The organism is Spongiibacter tropicus DSM 19543 (genome assembly GCF_000420325.1).
In the GTDB taxonomy this organism is placed as follows: Bacteria; Pseudomonadota; Gammaproteobacteria; order Pseudomonadales; family Spongiibacteraceae; genus Spongiibacter; species Spongiibacter tropicus.
Genome location: NZ_ATUS01000003.1, coordinates 95,811 through 111,928, shown reverse-complemented (window position 1 = coordinate 111,928; position 16,118 = coordinate 95,811). Strand labels below are relative to the sequence as shown.

The following is a 16,118-nucleotide window of genomic DNA, read 5'->3' as shown; positions in this document are numbered from 1 at the left end:
GGCGACAGTATGGCTGGCCTACTTGATCCGGAAGAACTCGAAGCGCTGATGGCTGAGGAGCAGAGCCCGCAAAGCTCTGGCAAGTATAACCTCGCCCGTCAGGACTACGCCGTACAGCGCTTGATTCCTACCCTGTCGTTGATTCAGTCGCAGTTTGCCAGTGCGGCCTCGACCCGGCTGCGGGAATTTGTCAGCAGCGTGGAAGGGCTGACCACTGACCGCATTACGGTCATGAAATTCGACGAGCTGCAAGGCACGCTGCCCGCGCCCTGCAGTATTTCATTGATTTCGGGAATGCCGCTCAGCAGCAATCTGATGATTGCCTTTGAATCGGAGCTGGTGTTCAACCTCGTCGACCGTTACTTCGGCGGCTATGGCGGCGCCGCCGATGCCGCGCGCGAGCAGTTTTCGGCGTCGGAGCTCAGCTTTATGGACATTCTGGTGTCTGCATTGCTGCCGGACATTGCCCTGGCCTGGAAATCGGTCATGAAAACCGCCCCGGCCATTGAGAGTCAGTCTACTGATCCCCGTCTGCTGGAAGGCTTTACCGACGCGGACTCGCTGGTGGCCACCCGCTTTCTGGTGGATATCGGCGATTTCAAAGGCGGCCTGTGGTCGGTTGTGCCCTGGAGCGCGATTGACGCGGTACGCGACAGCCTGCCCGATACCACCAAGCCCAGTAACAAAAAACCCGCAAGCGAAGAATGGCGCAGTCGCCTGGTTGAACGCATAGACGAAGTGCCTCTCGACCTGGTGGCGCAATTGGCGAAAACCCGCCTCAGCCTCAGCCGCGTGGCGAATCTGCGTCGCGGTGATGTTATTCCCCTGCCCAGTGCCGATGAGGTGCTGCTGTGTGTTGGCGAGCAGCCCCTGTTGAAAGGACGTTTTGGCAGTCATCAGGGCCAGTTGGCCGTTCAGCTTACCGGTTCGGCAGGTCGCAGCCGACCGAAACAGGAGTCGTAAACCCCATGGCGAATGATTTGAATCTGGACAAAATTCTCGACGTGAATGTGGATGTATCCGTGGAAGTCGGTCGCACCCGCATGAGTATTCGCGACATCAAGGCGCTGAATCAGGGCGCCATCATTGAGCTGGATCGTGCAGCGGGTACGCCGCTGGACGTACTGGTTAACGGCACACTCGTCGCCCGCGGTGAGGTGGTCGTGGTGAAGGAGAAATTCGGCATCATGCTCACTGAGGTGGTGGGGCAGGACGAAGAGGTTGATGCCTGATGTGGCGTCATTCGCTGTGCGCACTGGCGCTATCGCCCTTGCTGGCAATAGCGCAGGAGCCAGCCGCTAACGCGGTATCGGCAGAGCAAGCCGTGGCGGCGCTGCCGGTGGGCGCTGGCGATGATGTGATCGGCATGCTCGGCAGCCTGTTGCTGATGGCCGCACTGCTGTTTGCCGGCCTGTGGTTTTTGCGCCGCCTGCGCGGCCTTCAGCGCCCCCAGCAGGCGGGTGTGGCGGTGGTATCGCAGATCCCCCTGGGTATGAAGGAAAAACTGCTGGTGCTGCAGGTGGGCGAGGAGCGCCTGTTGGTGGGGTGCACGCCGGCTTCAATGCAAACCCTGCATCGCTGGGATGCGGAAGCTTTACCTGAACAGACGATCGCCGCTACGGGTGATTTTGCCGCGCTGCTGAAGAAGCGTCTGGCCGGCAAAGGTGAGGAGGCACAGCCATGAGCATACTGCGCGGCTTGCTGCCGCTGCTGTGTCTGATGCCCCTGGGTGCGCTGGCCGCCGACCCGCTGTCGTTACCCGCAGTGAGTTCTACGGCCAATGCTGCCGGTGGTCAGGAGTACAGCGTGTCGCTGCAGTTGCTGGCGATTATGACGGCGTTGACCCTGCTGCCTGCCTTGTTGCTGGGGATGACGGCATTTACCCGAATCATGATTGTGCTGTCGATTCTGCGTCAGGCGCTGGGCACCGGGCAGACGCCCTCTAATCAGGTGCTGCTGAGCCTGTCATTGTTCCTCACCCTGTTCGTGATGTACCCGATTGGCGAGCAGGCTTACACCCAGGCGGTCGCGCCGTATATCGCCGAGGAAATGACCTTCCAGGAGGCGATGACCACCGGCTTTGAACCGTTCCGTGCCTTTATGCTGAGCCAGACCCGCGAAGATGACATCGCCCGTTTTGCGGAGATCGCTGGTCACGCGGCTTACCAAAAGCCGGAAGACGTACCGTTCTCGGTACTGATGGCTTCGTTTCTCACCAGCGAATTAAAGACCGCTTTCCAGATCGGCTTTCTGGTGTTCATTCCCTTTGTGGTGATCGATCTGGTGGTGGCGAGCGTGCTGATGTCGATGGGGATGATGATGTTGTCGCCGATGATGATCTCGCTGCCCTTCAAAATCATGTTGTTTGTGCTGGTGGATGGTTGGGGCCTGATGATGGGCTCGCTGGCCGCCAGCTTCTACCGATGAGGCGCCTATGACACCGGATACCGTCATCGAACTCGGCAGACAGGGCATGAATATCACCGTGCTGTTGGCGGCGCCACTGCTGCTGTCAGCGCTGGCGGCGGGCCTGCTGATCGGTATGTTTCAGGCGGCCACGCAGATTCAGGATATGACCCTCAGCTTTATTCCCAAGCTGGTGGTACTGGTGGCGGTGCTGGGGCTGACCGGGCCGTGGATGCTGCGGCATCTGCTGGACTACACCCGCAGCCTGTTTGAAATGATTCCCTTGCTGGTGGGCTGAGGCGCAGCATGATTGCGGTGAATGAGGCGCAAATATTGTCCTGGCTGGCGGCCGTGTGGCTGCCCTTTGCCCGGATCAGTGGCGCCATGTTGACCGCGCCGCTGTTCAGCGCCTCCTACATTCCCGCTCGTGCCAAAATTCTGTTCAGTGTGGTGCTCTGCGTCATTTTGCTGCCGCTGCTGCCCACGCCGCCGGCGGTCAACATTATCAGTCTGGAGGGCATGCTGCTGCTCGCCAATGAGCTGCTGATTGGCCTGTGTATTGGCTTTATCGTGCAGCTCGTGTTCGACGCCATTGTGCTGGCCGGCCAGCTGATCGCCAACGGCATGGGACTCGGCTTTGCCATGATGGTGGATCCCCAGCGCGGTGTTCAGGTGCCGGTGTTATCGCAGTACTTGCTGATTATCTGCATGTTGCTGTTTGTCGCAATGGGGGGGCATCTGGAATTCATCAAGCTGATGGCCCGCAGCTTTGAACTCTGGCCAAGTGCCAGCCGCAGCGTTGAGCCCGCGGCTATCGACAGTGTCGTGGCCTGGGGCGCAGAGCTGTTTGCCGGTGCGATTCGGGTGTCGATTCCCGCCATCATCGCTTTGCTGGTGGTACAGGTGGCGGTCGGGGTCATCAGCCGCGCCGCGCCAACGCTCAACCTGTTTGCCGTGGGTTTCCCGCTAGCGATGCTGATGGGCTATCTGATTGTTGATCAACTGATTCCGAATCTGCTGCCGGTACTCAGCCGCCTGCTGAACCGCGCTTTCGAGCAGACGGCGGTCTTCCTCGGAGGCTGAGATGGCAGAGAATCAGGACGGTCAAGAACGCACCGAAGAGGCCTCCGCCAAGAAGCTGGCCGACGCCCGTAAAAAAGGGCAGGTGCCGCGCTCCAAAGAACTGGCCACGATGATGGTGACCATGGCCGGTGCGCTGATGCTGATTGTCAGCGGCAGCTACGTGGCTGAACAGATGCAGGGCGTCATGCGCGGCAGTCTGTCTCCCGATTTTCTGTTGAGCGATGCCGAGCGCTTACCCGGCCAGTTTTTCGCGCTGTTGGTGAACGGATTGATGAGCATCTGGCCGCTAATGCTGGCAACGCTTGCGGCAGCAATTATTGCGAATGTGGTGCTCGGTGGCTGGACCTTTAATCTCAGTTTCAAGTTTGAGCGCCTGGACCCGATCAAAGGCGTCGCCAAGCTGTTTTCGGTACGCAGCCTCGGCGAACTGTTCAAGTCTATCGCCAAGATGAGCTTTATCGGGCTGGCTGCCTTTTTTCTGCTCGAAGGCATGGCGAACGACATTCTTGGCCTGGGACTGGAAGATCCCAAAGAGGCCATCGTCAACAGCAGTGCGCTGTTGGTGTGGTTTTTCCTGATCGTGAGTTTGCCGCTGGTGGTCATTGCTGCCCTCGACGTGCCCTGGCAGATGTGGAACTACAAAAAAGAGCTGCGCATGACGCGTCAGGAAGTGCGTGACGAACACAAGGAGTCGGACGGTCGCCCGGAAGTCAAAGCCAAGCTGCGGGAGATGCAGCAGGCCGCTGCGCGTCGGCGCATGATGGAGAAAGTGCCTACGGCGGATGTGGTCATTACCAACCCCACACACTTCGCGGTCGCGCTACGCTACGACGAAGCCCGCTCCAAGGCACCTGTGCTGGTCGCCAAGGGCGCTGATCAGATTGCGGCGCGGATTCGCGAGCTGGCAAGCGACAACGCCGTGACCATTGTCGAATCGCCGCGTCTGGCGCGGGCGATTTTTGCCAGTGTTGAGCTGGACGATGAAATTCCCGCCGGTCTGTATCTGGCGGTGGCGCAGATTTTGACTTACGTCTACCAGCTGCGCAGCTGGCAGGCGGTGGGTGGCGATTATCCGGAAGCGCCGGAACCCGACGTTGACGATATTTACCTGAAAGACCTGCTGTAGCAGCGTCGATTAACGCAGAGATACGCGTATGGCAACACAGACAATGACAATGCCGAACTGGATGCGGGATGTGATGGGCAGTGGCATCGGCGTACTGGCGCTGATGATGGCCTGTCTCGCGATGCTGGTCATCCCCATGCCGCCGTTTCTGCTTGATTTGCTGTTTACCTTCAACATCGCCTTATCGCTGATCATTATTCTGGCGGTGATCTACGTTGAGCGGCCCATCGACTTTTCGGTGTTTCCCACGGTTCTGCTGTTGGCAACGCTGCTGCGGCTGGCGCTGAACGTAGCCTCGACTCGCGTGGTATTGCTGGAAGGGCATACCGGCCCGGGTGCCGCGGGCAAGGTGATTGAATCCTTTGGCGAGTTTGTTATTGGCGGCAACTACGTGGTGGGCATGGTGGTGTTCGTCATTCTGGTGGTCATCAACTTTGTGGTGGTTACCAAGGGCGCAGGCCGGGTATCGGAAGTGACGGCGCGTTTTACTCTGGATGCCATGCCCGGCAAGCAGATGGCCATTGACTCGGATTTGAACGCCGGGATTCTGTCGCAGGAAGAGGCCAGCCGGCGCCGCGAGGAAGTGCGCACCGAGGCGGACTTCTACGGTTCGATGGACGGTGCCAGCAAGTTTGTGCGCGGCGATGCTGTTGCCGGGATCCTGATCCTGTTTATTAACGTTATCGGTGGTCTGGGTGTGGGTGTGGGACAGCACAACCTCAGTTTCTCTCAGGCCATGCACAACTACACTCTGCTGACTATCGGTGACGGTCTGGTGGCGCAACTTCCATCGCTGCTGCTGTCGACCGCGGTGGCGATTATCGTGACGCGGATTTCGCGCCCGCAGAATATGGGCGAGCAGATGGTCGGCCAGATGGCCGCCAAGCCGGAGGTCTTGTATCTGTCGGCGGCCGTGCTGGGATTGATCGGTATTATCCCCGGCATGCCCAACCTGGTGTTTTTGATGCTGGCGGCTGCCTGCGGCGTGGGTGGCTGGTTGATCTCTCGACATGCCAAACAACCGCAACTGGTTGATGACGATGAGACTGCCGAGGCGGATGTCCCTGCGGCCCCAGAGAGCAACGAGCTGAAGTGGGATGAGGTCACGCAGTTGGACGTGGTGAGCCTGGAAGTGGGCTACCGCCTGATTCCCCTGGTCGACCGCAATCAGGGAGGCGAGTTGATCGGCCGAATCACGGCGGTGCGCAAGAAGCTGTCAAAAGATCTGGGCTTTCTGGTTCAGTCCGTTCATATCCGCGACAACCTTGAATTGTCGCCCGGCAGCTACCGTATTCAGTTGCTGGGTGACAGCGTTGCCCAAGGTGAAGTGCAGGCCGGCAAGGAGTTGGCGATTAATCCCGGCGGCGCGCAGGGTGGCTTGCAGGGTGTGCCCACGAAAGATCCGGCGTTTGGCATGGATGCAATCTGGATCGATCCCAGTCAGCGTGATCAGGCGCAGACCCTCGGCTACACCGTGGTCGATCCCTGTACCGTTATTGCCACGCATCTCAGTCAGGTCATCAAACAGCACGCCCACGAACTGCTCGGCCACGAGGAAGTTCAGCAGTTGCTGGATCGCCTGGCCAGCTCCGACCCGAAATTGGTGGAGTCACTGGTGCCCGCACAACTGCCGTTGAGCGTGGTGGTGAAGGTTCTGCAGAACCTGCTGAAGGAAAATATCTCCATTCGCAGCATTCGTCTGATCGCCGAATCTTTGGCGGAACAGGCGCCGCGATGCAAAAATCCTGACGATCTTTTGGAGGGGGTTCGCGTTTCGCTGGGTCGAATGATTGTTCAGGAAATCAATGGCTTAGAGGAAGAATTGCCGGTCGTGGCACTCGATGCTGATCTGGAACAGATGTTGCAGGATATGGTTCGAGGCGGCAACGGCGCCATTGGATTGGAGCCGGGAATCGCCGAACGGATTCAGCGGGAGCTGGCAGAGTTCAGCAACCGCCAGGAATTGGCAGGGCAGCCGGCGGTGGTATTGGTTTCACCGTCGATTCGGGCCTGGTTGTCGCGCTTCACGCGGCGCAGTGTGCCCAATCTGCATGTCTTGTCCTACAACGAAGTGCCAGACAGTAAAGAGGTTCGTTTGCTGTCGACCATCGGCCAGCAGGGGCGGTTGACCTGAGTGGGCCCCGTCAGGAGCGGGAGTAGATGAACGTAAAGAAATATCGGGCAGCAGACAGTGAACAGGCGATGCGGATGATCCGCGCTGCCCACGGTCCAGATGCGGTGATTCTCGATTGCCAGTCTGTGCCCGGTGGTGTGGAGCTGGTGGTGAGCTGGGACGAACCAGAGGCAGAGGGCGAGGCCGTGGTAGCTCCCGTCCGTCAAGATGCCGCTCAGAGCCGCGAAAATACCGCGCTGGAGGCCTTGTTGGCCCGTCGTGAAAAACGTTCCGAGACTGAACTTTCACCGGTGGCGGAGATGCCACGCCAAAATTTTGGCAAAGGTCCTCAGCTCGCGTGGTCTGAAAATGACGAATTGCATGAGATGAAGCAGGAGCTGGCGGCAATGAAGTCCATGCTGATGTCACAGCTCAAGGATCACAACTGGCAGCAGCTCAGCACCGAGCAACCACGCCATCAGGGCAGTAATGGTCTGCTGGAAGCCATGGATATTGAGCCGCGGATTGCCGAGCAACTTCAGCGGGAATTGCCGCCGGAGCAAAGCGAGGCGGTGCAGCGGGAAGCCCTGAAAATTCTCCTGAGCCGACGCTTGCCGGTGGCGCCGCCGCCGAGCCGTGGCGCGATTTGTCTGCTTGGCCCCCAGGGGGCGGGGAAGACGACCACCATTGCCAAACTGGCTGCCCAGCATGTGATGCGTCACGGCCGCGACAATATCGCACTGCTGACCACGGACAGCGCGCGGGTGGGCGCTCAGGATCAACTGCGCGCTTACGGCCGCATTCTGCAGATTCCGGTTCACGGCGCCGGCACGATCAGTGAAGCGGCGCGGACCTTTCGCCTGCTGGAGAAAAAGGCGCTGGTACTGGTGGACACGTCGGGGCTGTCGTTTCGGGATCGCGAAGGCCTGAACGAAATGGAAAAACTGTTGAGCGTGATGCCGGGATTGCAGTGCTATCTGACCTTACCGGCCGATGTCGAAGCCTATGTGCAAAGTGAAATTATTGACGCCTACAGCCGCTTTGATTTGCAGGGCGCTGTGATCAGCCGTATCGATGAAGCCATGCGTCTGGGTGGTTTGCTGTCGAACCTGATTGAGCATCGCCTGCCCGCAGTGTGGTGTGCTAATGGCCCGAAGGTGCCGCAAAACCTGAGCCCTGCTGATGCCACGAAGCTGGTCAGTATTGCCATGCGTATGGCGCGCGGATTTACCCCGGCTCCCCGGGTAGCGACCCCTGCGCCTGCGCAGCGGTTGGGAGTACAGGCCTGACGCCTGCGGGCGTCAACAGGAGCTGTCGATCAGCGATGGCAATGAAAAATAAGGAAAGACTATGAACCCGGTAAAAGTGATCGCAGTGAGCAGTGGTAAAGGTGGCGTTGGCAAAACCAATGTTTCGGTGAATCTGGCCTGCCAGCTTGCTCGCCGCCAGAAGCGGGTATTGCTGATGGATGCCGACCTGGGTCTGGCCAATGTCGATATCATGTTGGGCTTGCGGCCCAAGTGGAACTTGTCTCATGTGCTGGAGGGCGCTTGCGATATCCAGGATATCCTGATGCCCGGTCCCAGTGGCATCGATATTATTCCCGCCGCGTCGGGGATCAAGAAAATGGCGGAGCTGGGCAGTGATCAGCACGGTGCCATTGTCCGCGCGCTGAGCGCGCTCAATGATGATTACGATGTGATGGTGGTGGATACCGCGGCCGGTATTTCCGACAGTGTGATTACCTTCAGTAAAGCCAGTCACTACGTCATGGTCGTTGTCACCGATGAGCTGACCTCGATGGCAGACGCCTATGCGCTGATCAAAGTGATGAGCCGTGATGCCGGTATTAAGCGTTTCAAAGTTCTGCGCAATATGGTCGACAGTCAGGATCAGGCCCGCGATGGTTTCGAGCGCTTGAACGAAGTCGCCCAGCGTTTCCTCGATGTTACGCTGGAGTATGCAGGCTTTATTCCCCGCGATCGCTTTCTGGTTAAAGCCGATGCCCGTCAGCAGGCAGTGAGCGAACTGTATCCGGGGGCGGATGCGTCGCTGGCGTTCCGAAAATTGGCGGAGACGGTGGATAAATGGCCAATGCCTCAGGGGCCGAGCGGTCACCTTGAATTCTTTGTTGATCGTCTTCTGCAACAGGAAAGTCTGAAAGGAGTTGCCGTGTGAGTCACGCTGCTTACCTCGATGTGCAGGTAGGCAACCGCGACGAGCTGGTGACGCGCCACGCGCCGCTGGTTAAACGCATTGCCTACCATTTACTCAGCCGCCTGCCTGCCAGTGTGGAGGTGGATGATCTGATTCAGGCCGGGATGATTGGCCTGTTGGAAGCGGCCAGTAATTTCCGTGCGGGGCAGGGTGCGGGGTTTGAAACGTATGCGAGCATTCGTATCCGTGGCGCGATGATTGACCAGATGCGTCAGGGCGCCTGGGCTCCCCGTTCGGTAAGTCGCCAGCTTCGGGAGTTGGCGGCGGCAGTCAATCGCGTCGAGTCCCGTTTGGGGCGCGAGGCGCAGGCCGCGGAAATTGCCGAGGAAATGGGCATTGATATCAATGACTACTACGATTTGCTGAGCGACACCGCGGCGGTGCGTCTGGTCAGCCTGGAGCAGGCCAGCGACAGCGGTATGGAGTTCAGCGACGAAGATGACAGCGCCGATACGCCGCTGCGGGAGTTGGAGGACGAAGGCCTTCAGCGTGCGCTGGCTACACAGATCGAGGCACTGCCTGAACGTGAGAAGCTGGTGATGGCGCTGTACTACGATCAGGGCTTGAACCTCAAGGAAATCGGCGAGGTGTTGGAAGTGAGCGAGTCGCGGGTTTGCCAGATTCACAGTCAGGCAGTATTGCGGCTGAAAGGGCGTTTAGGGGATTGGCTGGCTGCCTGATCGGCGCCGGGGAATGCAGGAACAGGACAATGGCAGAGCAGCAAGGTGTAGTTCTCGCATGGTTCAGTCAGTTAGATGATCTGACGATTCTGGGTATCTTACTCAGTGTTGCCGGGCTGGCGATGCTGTTGTACCTGTGGCAGAGCCGTCGTTCCCGAGCGGAAATGATGGTGCTGGCGATGGAGCAAAAGCTGGCGGCCCAGCAAGCTAAACTGGAAGCTCAAAGCAGTGCCTTAACGGTGATGGGCGAGCGGGTGCTGGCGCTGGAAGAGTATCTGGAAATGGTCGGTAGCCGCCAACAGGCTCTGGACAGTGAAAAACGCGATCTGCGCTTCTACCAACAGGCCATTCGTCTGGCGGATCAGGGCTTGGGTACCGAGGAATTGGTACAGCGCTGTGGTATCAGTCGCTCCGAGGCCGAACTGCTGGCAGCGGTGCGCAGCACGCATTAATCCCCATTCATGCCTTCGTTGTCTTCGCCCTTACGGAGCAGATCTTCGTCGGCGGCAGACTGTGCGGTATCTTGGCTGTACACGGTTTCTCCGCTGTTCTGATAGTAGTAGCTTGCCGGTACGCGGTCTTTCAAACGGTAGGCAAAGGCAATAATCTCTGCCACGGCCACATACAGCTCCGGCGGAATTTCGGCGTCCAGATCAACCCGGCTCAGAAACTGCAGCAGCTCGGCATTCTGGTAAATGGGAATATCGTGTGCGCTGGCAATTTCCAATATGCGCCGGGCAATATCGCCTTCCCCTTTGGCGCTGACGGTAGGGGCGTTTTCGCCGTCGTAGTGGAGAGAGACCGCTACGCTGCCGTGTTGCGTGCTCATGCCTGATCCCTCAACAGCGCCGACAGCGAGTAACTGCTTTCCGTTAAGGCTTGGGCACTGCGACGTCGGCAGTCGATACCGGCAACGTCGATGCCCTTCTCCGCTAGGCGTTGATGTAGCTCTGGAGTGTGCTGCCGGAGCAGTTCAAGAGCGTCGGATTGCACCGCATCGAAGCGGATACCCAGCTGTTTTTCCTGTTGCGTCACTCTTGCCGTAATCGCGCCCAATCCCGGCAGATCGAAACTCAGAGAGAGCGTCCACCCGGTCTGGGTAGTGTCATGCTGGGAGCCGCGTTCGTTGTGACTATGATCGCGCTCGGTGCGGGGTGGTTGAAACTGGAACTGCCAGACATCAATGCCATCGCGGTCGCGAACGGGCAACTCGATCATGTAGCTGCCCCCATGTTCGCGGCTGTGCAAGCCCAGTAGCTGGTTGGCATCCTGTCGGGCGAGGGCGCCCTTAACATCGTGGGCGAGACGGCTGAGCAATGTACTCTCGATTTCTGGGGGGCTTGGCGGCAGTCGTCCTTGCGGCTGCAGTTCGCCCGGCAACCCCAAGGGTTTGGGTGGTGCTTGGTAGGCCGGAGCCGTACTCGCCGCTTGCGGCTGTGGTGCAGATGCGGACTTGGCCGTCGACGCCGTGCCGGGTGTTGCGATGTCTGCAGGCGCAGAGCCTGCCGTGTGTACGGAGGGTGACGGGGTATTTGATGGACCATAGCTGCGCGCCAGTCCCGCCTTGGGTGGCGGTGGAGACTGCGCCTGCACGGTAGCCAGCAGCTTCAGCAAGGCCGCTTTAATATCACCTTTGGGAGCCTCGCCGCTGGCCAGTTTAGCCTCCAGCGATTGACCGCTGTTGTGCAGGGCTTTTTGCAGACCTGCGCTGTCGCTGAGCTGCTGACGGCGGGGCAGGCTGCTGAGCAGAGGCGCTATCAATTGCCGCAGTGTGGGATTCTCGCCCTGGCGAATCTGGTTAAGGCTGGCCGACAATTGATTGAGGCTGAGCTGCTCGGGTAAGCGGTTGCGCAGCTGAGGGGAAATATCCTGCGTTCCGCGCTGGAGGATTTCCAGTTGTGGACGCTGTTGTGCATCTTTGCCGAGAACACGCAGCTGCAACTGCTCGCCTTCTCTCAGTGGCGTCTGACTCTCCGCCATCATGCGCAATGAGCCGGAAGACAGCTCATAGAGGTGCTGAGCACGCTCCCCTAACACCACCGCATTAAGGACCCGGTCGGCCGGCAGCACAGGCGCAGGCCCCGCTGGACGTGTCAACGCCGCGGGCTGGGTGCTGATGGTGGGGTTGATAATAACCATGCCCGCGAAAGCCCTGCCTGTGATGAATGATCAGTTGCCTGTTATATCGGCAGCGTAGCCGGAAAACTTGAGAAGTCGTTAAAAAATATCGTGCACGATATAATCGTGTTTGTTATTTTGAGCGTACAGTCAGTGAAGGCAGGGTCAGTTATCCGCAGTTGGCCTGGCCGCCCAATCATTATTTGAGTGAGGAGAGCGTCAGATGAGCCAGTTGTACGACTTTGAAATTAATAGCCTGCAGGGCAAACCCATGAGTCTGGCGGATTACGCTGGCAAGGTTGTGCTGGTGGTGAATACTGCCAGCAAGTGCGGCCTGACTCCGCAGTATGAGGGCTTGCAGGCGCTCTACGAGCAATACCGCGATCGCGGTCTGGTGATTATCGGCGCACCCTGTAATCAGTTTGCCAATCAGGAACCGGGCGATGCCGGAACGATTCAAGGCGAGTGCCTGATTAATTATGGTGTCAGCTTTCCCATTACTGAGAAAATTGAGGTTAACGGTAAAGGGACGCACCCGCTGTTTGCCTATTTGAAAAAGGCCGCACCGGGTACCTTGACCAATGCCGTGAAGTGGAACTTCACCAAGTTTTTGGTGGGTAAGGATGGGCAACCGATCAAGCGTTATGCGCCGACGACCAAGCCCGAACAGTTGGCGGCGGATATCGAGGCGGCGCTCAGCGCATGAGGGATGGGGAGGGCGATATGGCACTGCCTGCCTCGGAAGTGCTGAAGCTCGATAATCAGCTATGTTTTCCGCTGTATGCCGCGTCGCGATTGCTCACACGCTTGTATAAACCTCATCTCGACCCGCTGGGCCTGACTTACCCGCAGTACATTGTGCTGATGATTCTGTGGGAAGAGGCGCCCTGTCCGGTGAAGGCGGTCAGTCGTCGGGCGATTCTCAATACCAACACCCTGACGCCCCTTCTCAAGCGTCTGGAGCAGTTGGGATTGATTCGTCGTCAGCGCTGTGAGGGCGATGAGCGACAGGTGATGCTGGCTCTGACGGAGAGTGGTCTGGCGCTGCGAGATCAGTGTGCCTGTATTCCCACCGCGTTGCTGGAAGAGACGGCGTTGCCGGTGGAGACGCTGCTGTCGTTGCGTGATTCACTGAACGCTGTTCTGCCGGTCTTGCAGCAGGCGCTGGAGCGAGAGCAGGGCGCTGGCTGACCAGTTAAGTCGCGGCAGTTCATGTCAGGTAATAAAAAAGGGCGACTGCATGCAGTCGCCCTTTTTCGTTGGCTTGCCCGAAGGGCCAGCCGGATTAGCTGAACGCTTTGATAATATTGCTCAGCATTTCCTTGGCATCGCCAAACAGCATGCGAGTGTTCTCTTTGAAGAACAGCGGGTTGTCGATACCCGCAAAGCCCGACGCCATAGAGCGCTTCATGACGAACACGTTGCGTGCCATGTCCACGTTGATGACGGGCATACCGTAGATCGGGCTGCCTTCCATCTCGCGGGCCGCTGGGTTAACTACGTCGTTGGCACCGATAACGATTGCCACGTCGAAGGTATCCATGCGGGGGTTAACGGCGTCCATTTCCAGCAGCAGGTCGTAGGAAACATCGGCTTCGGCCAGCAGTACGTTCATGTGGCCAGGCATACGACCGGCAACCGGGTGAATCGCATAGACGACCTCGGCACCGTTCTTTTCCAGAATTTCCTGAAGCTCTTTCACTACGTGCTGTGCCTGGGCAACGGCCATACCGTAGCCGGGAACGATAACCACACTGGTGGCCGCTTCCAGAACATAGTATGCGTCGTCAGCCGACATGGCTTTGGCTTCGCCTTCGATCTTGGTACCGGCGCCGCCGCCAGCAACGGCAGAGAAGCCGCTGAAGAGGACGTTGCTCAGTGAGCGGTTCATCGCCTTACACATGATCTGGGTCAGGATGATACCGCTGGCACCAACCAGCGAACCCGCCACGATCAGAATGATGTTGTTGATCGCGAAACCGGCGGCACAGGCGGCCAGACCGGAGTAGCTGTTCAGCAGCGAGATGACCACTGGCATATCTGCGCCACCGATGGGGATGACCAGCATAATGCCAAGCAGACAGCTCAGGCCGATAACCAGGTACAGGTACAGGGCAACGCCTGGGTTCAATACGAACATCACGGCACTGGCAATAATGGCCAGAATCAGCAGGATGTTGAAAACGCGCTGACCGCTGAAGACCAGCGGGCGACCAGGCATTTTTTCGCTGAGTTTACCGTAGGCAATCAGCGAGCCGGTGAAGGTCACGCCACCGATCAGAATCGACAGTACGATGGTGATCAGTTCAAAGGCATTGGCCTCAAAGCCGTACAGCGCCGCCCAGCCAACGAACAGACTGGCGATACCACCAAAGCCGTTGAACAGGGCCACCATTTCCGGCATGGATGTCATCGCAACCGAGCGGGCTACAATCGCGCCGACAACGCCACCGGCAACAATACCGACGGCAATCCATTTGTAATCAATAATGCTCTGATCCAGCAGGGTAATCACTACTGCGATGAACATACCGACGGCTGAAACGAGGTTACCTTTACGGGCTGTTGCGGGTGACCCCAGCATTTTCAGACCAAAGATAAACAGAACGGCCGCTGCCACATAGGACAGGTTGACCAGCAATTCGATACCCATTACTTAGTGTCTCCCTGTTTTTTCTTGAACATGGCCAGCATGCGGTCGGTAACCATGTAGCCGCCGATCACGTTGATGGTGGCCATGGCGACAGCCGCCGTACCAAGAATGGTGGCCAGTTGAGTGTGTTCGGCGCCCGCTGACGTCAACGCACCTACCAGGGTGATACCAGAAATAGCATTTGAACCCGACATCAGCGGCGTGTGCAGCGTGGCGGGGACTTTATTGATGAGCTCGAAGCCGAGGAAAATCGACAGCATCAAGATGAACGCGAGAAATACGATTTCCATCTTTACCTCCTACTTAACCAGGTTTTTGATGGTGTCATTAACGATTTCGCCGCCGTGGGTAATCACACAGCCCTGCAGAATATCGTTCTCGAAATCGATGACCATCGCTTGTTTTTCGTTATCCCAGCCTTCGTCAACCAGGTTGAACAGGTTAGCTGAGTACATTTGACTGGCGTCGCGGCTTACGAAGTTTGCCCAGTTGCCGTCGCCGATAACGGTAACGCCGTCGATAGTGACAGTTTCACCGGCAACAGAGCCTTCAACGTTACCGCCGGTTTCAGCGGCCATATCCACGATGACACTGCCGGGCTTCATGCCCTGAATCATGTCACTGGTGACCAGTACCGGAGGTTTGCGACCAAATACCTGAGCGGTAGTGATCACGATGTCTGAATCTGCAATTTGCTTTTTCTGACCTTCCAACTGCAGTTTGCGCTGTTCTTCGGTCAGCTCGACCGCGTAGCCGTCTTTGGTTTGGCCGGTTTCGCCCAGGTCGATTTCCAGGAATTTACCGCCCAATGAGCGAACCTGCTCGGCAACCACCGGGCGGGTATCAAAGGCAACCACTTTGGCGCCGAGGCGCTTGGCGGTGGCAATAGCCTGCAGACCGGCAACACCTGCGCCGATAACGAAGACGGTTGCGGGTTTCAGCGTACCTGCAGGGGTCATCATCATGGGCAGAATGCGCGGCAGACGTGTGGTCGCGAGCAATACCATGACGTAGCCCGCAAGGCTGGCCTGTGAGCTGAGGGCATCCATTTTCTGAGAACGGGTGCTGCGCGGAATCATTTCCATGCTGATTGCAGTCACGTTCTGATCGCGGAAGGCTTTAATCAAGTCGTGTTCATTGAACGGGTCGAGGTAGCTGATGTGAATGCTACCGGCCTTGAGTTGCTTGATTTCTTCCAGGGTGGGTTTGCTGATTCGCAGTACGATATCGGCGGCAGCGAAAATCGCCGCCCGATCTTCGACTACGCTAGCACCGGCGTCGACGTATTCGGCGTCGCTGTAACCGCTGCCCAGGCCCATTCCCGCTTCAATCTGGACGACCGCCCCGGCGCGTACCAATTTTTTGGCATCGCTCGGAATGATCGCAACCCGATTCTCCCCAGAGGCGAGTTCTTTTGGAATTCCTAAGAGCATCTTTAAAGATCCATTGTTGATATTGTTAGTGTTGCTTGGTCGAAAAGCCGCATAGGATATTACATTGCGATGCAAGATGCGATAAAAGCCAAACATGGAATGCGCTAAATGCCATGCCCGGGTTGGATATACAGGGGAGTATTAATTCTTTAAATAACGCTATAGCCGCGGGCTATTGCAATGATGTCTGTTCTCATCGGTTAGCCCGCTAAGCGAATTTACTTATTCTTTTGTTGGGTGGATGCTTTCTAAACTATTGTGTAGAAACATCTTTCCAGCGAATTTGGAG

The 16,118-nt window shown here is 57.9% G+C and carries 19 protein-coding genes; 14 read left to right on the top strand and 5 right to left on the bottom strand.

The window, feature by feature from the left end:
- Positions 1–9 precede the first annotated feature (9 nt).
- The 12 genes from G411_RS0113880 (at position 10) to G411_RS0113825 (ending at position 10,077) form a co-directional block, all read left to right on the top strand.
- Complete coding sequence (locus G411_RS0113880) at positions 10–963, top strand: flagellar motor switch protein FliM (protein WP_028968449.1); 954 nt, start codon at positions 10–12, stop codon at positions 961–963.
- A gap of 5 nt (positions 964–968) precedes the next feature.
- Complete coding sequence (gene fliN, locus G411_RS20565; protein WP_084495552.1) at positions 969–1,232, top strand: flagellar motor switch protein FliN; 264 nt, start codon at positions 969–971, stop codon at positions 1,230–1,232.
- Entirely contained in the window at positions 1,232–1,684 is a 453-nt protein-coding gene (locus G411_RS0113870; RefSeq protein ID WP_022959816.1) for a flagellar biosynthetic protein FliO, read from the top strand. The genes fliN and G411_RS0113870 overlap by 1 nt, the downstream gene beginning before the upstream one ends.
- Positions 1,681–2,427: a flagellar type III secretion system pore protein FliP gene (gene fliP / locus G411_RS0113865; RefSeq protein ID WP_022959815.1), complete on the top strand. Its 747-nt coding sequence runs from the start codon at positions 1,681–1,683 to the stop codon at positions 2,425–2,427. The genes G411_RS0113870 and fliP overlap by 4 nt, the downstream gene beginning before the upstream one ends.
- A gap of 7 nt (positions 2,428–2,434) precedes the next feature.
- Complete coding sequence (gene fliQ, locus G411_RS0113860; protein WP_022959814.1) at positions 2,435–2,704, top strand: flagellar biosynthesis protein FliQ; 270 nt, start codon at positions 2,435–2,437, stop codon at positions 2,702–2,704.
- A gap of 8 nt (positions 2,705–2,712) precedes the next feature.
- The gene (gene fliR / locus G411_RS0113855) at positions 2,713–3,489 is read left to right on the top strand and encodes a flagellar biosynthetic protein FliR (protein WP_022959813.1); all 777 of its coding nucleotides are present in this window, start codon (positions 2,713–2,715) and stop codon (positions 3,487–3,489) included.
- Position 3,490: 1 nt separating this feature from the next.
- Positions 3,491–4,615, top strand: a complete 1,125-nt coding sequence (gene flhB / locus G411_RS0113850; RefSeq protein WP_022959812.1) for a flagellar biosynthesis protein FlhB — start codon at positions 3,491–3,493, stop codon at positions 4,613–4,615.
- Positions 4,616–4,643: 28 nt separating this feature from the next.
- Positions 4,644–6,749 carry a flagellar biosynthesis protein FlhA gene (flhA, locus tag G411_RS0113845; RefSeq protein WP_211218352.1) on the top strand — a complete coding sequence of 702 codons (2,106 nt, stop codon included), beginning with the start codon at positions 4,644–4,646 and terminating at the stop codon, positions 6,747–6,749.
- Between the two features lie 26 nt (positions 6,750–6,775).
- Positions 6,776–8,017 (top strand): flagellar biosynthesis GTPase FlhF, encoded by a 1,242-nt coding sequence (gene flhF, locus G411_RS0113840; protein ID WP_022959810.1) that lies wholly within the window; start codon positions 6,776–6,778, stop codon positions 8,015–8,017.
- A gap of 61 nt (positions 8,018–8,078) precedes the next feature.
- Complete coding sequence (locus G411_RS0113835; RefSeq protein ID WP_022959809.1) at positions 8,079–8,906, top strand: MinD/ParA family protein; 828 nt, start codon at positions 8,079–8,081, stop codon at positions 8,904–8,906.
- On the top strand, positions 8,903–9,625 hold the full coding sequence (locus G411_RS0113830) for an RNA polymerase sigma factor FliA (RefSeq protein WP_022959808.1): 723 nt from the start codon (positions 8,903–8,905) through the stop codon (positions 9,623–9,625). Before G411_RS0113835 ends, G411_RS0113830 begins: the two co-directional genes overlap by 4 nt.
- A 29-nt stretch (positions 9,626–9,654) precedes the next feature.
- The gene (locus tag G411_RS0113825) at positions 9,655–10,077 is read left to right on the top strand and encodes a DUF2802 domain-containing protein (RefSeq protein WP_022959807.1); all 423 of its coding nucleotides are present in this window, start codon (positions 9,655–9,657) and stop codon (positions 10,075–10,077) included.
- Here the strand turns inward: G411_RS0113825 and G411_RS20560 are convergent.
- A complete protein-coding gene (locus G411_RS20560) occupies positions 10,074–10,454 on the bottom strand; it encodes an EscU/YscU/HrcU family type III secretion system export apparatus switch protein (RefSeq protein ID WP_022959806.1) in 381 nt (126 codons plus the stop codon). The genes G411_RS0113825 and G411_RS20560 overlap by 4 nt on opposite strands.
- On the bottom strand, positions 10,451–11,764 hold the full coding sequence (gene fliK / locus G411_RS0113815; RefSeq protein WP_022959805.1) for a flagellar hook-length control protein FliK: 1,314 nt from the start codon (positions 11,762–11,764) through the stop codon (positions 10,451–10,453). Before fliK ends, G411_RS20560 begins: the two co-directional genes overlap by 4 nt.
- A 202-nt stretch (positions 11,765–11,966) precedes the next feature.
- Between fliK and G411_RS0113810 the strand changes: the two genes are divergently transcribed.
- Entirely contained in the window at positions 11,967–12,449 is a 483-nt protein-coding gene (locus G411_RS0113810; RefSeq protein ID WP_022959804.1) for a glutathione peroxidase, read from the top strand.
- Between the two features lie 17 nt (positions 12,450–12,466).
- Entirely contained in the window at positions 12,467–12,934 is a 468-nt protein-coding gene (locus G411_RS0113805; RefSeq protein ID WP_022959803.1) for a MarR family winged helix-turn-helix transcriptional regulator, read from the top strand.
- A 94-nt stretch (positions 12,935–13,028) separates the two neighbouring features.
- Here the strand turns inward: G411_RS0113805 and G411_RS0113800 are convergent, their stop codons facing one another.
- The 3 genes from G411_RS0113800 to G411_RS0113790 are packed head-to-tail and all read right to left on the bottom strand — an operon-like array spanning position 13,029 to position 15,829.
- Complete coding sequence (locus G411_RS0113800; RefSeq protein ID WP_022959802.1) at positions 13,029–14,396, bottom strand: NAD(P)(+) transhydrogenase (Re/Si-specific) subunit beta; 1,368 nt, start codon at positions 14,394–14,396, stop codon at positions 13,029–13,031.
- Positions 14,396–14,686 (bottom strand): NAD(P) transhydrogenase subunit alpha part 2, encoded by a 291-nt coding sequence (locus G411_RS0113795; RefSeq protein WP_022959801.1) that lies wholly within the window; start codon positions 14,684–14,686, stop codon positions 14,396–14,398. The genes G411_RS0113800 and G411_RS0113795 overlap by 1 nt, the downstream gene beginning before the upstream one ends.
- 9 nt (positions 14,687–14,695) lie before the next feature.
- Positions 14,696–15,829 carry an NAD(P) transhydrogenase subunit alpha gene (locus G411_RS0113790; RefSeq protein ID WP_028968447.1) on the bottom strand — a complete coding sequence of 378 codons (1,134 nt, stop codon included), beginning with the start codon at positions 15,827–15,829 and terminating at the stop codon, positions 14,696–14,698.
- Positions 15,830–16,118 lie beyond the last annotated feature (289 nt).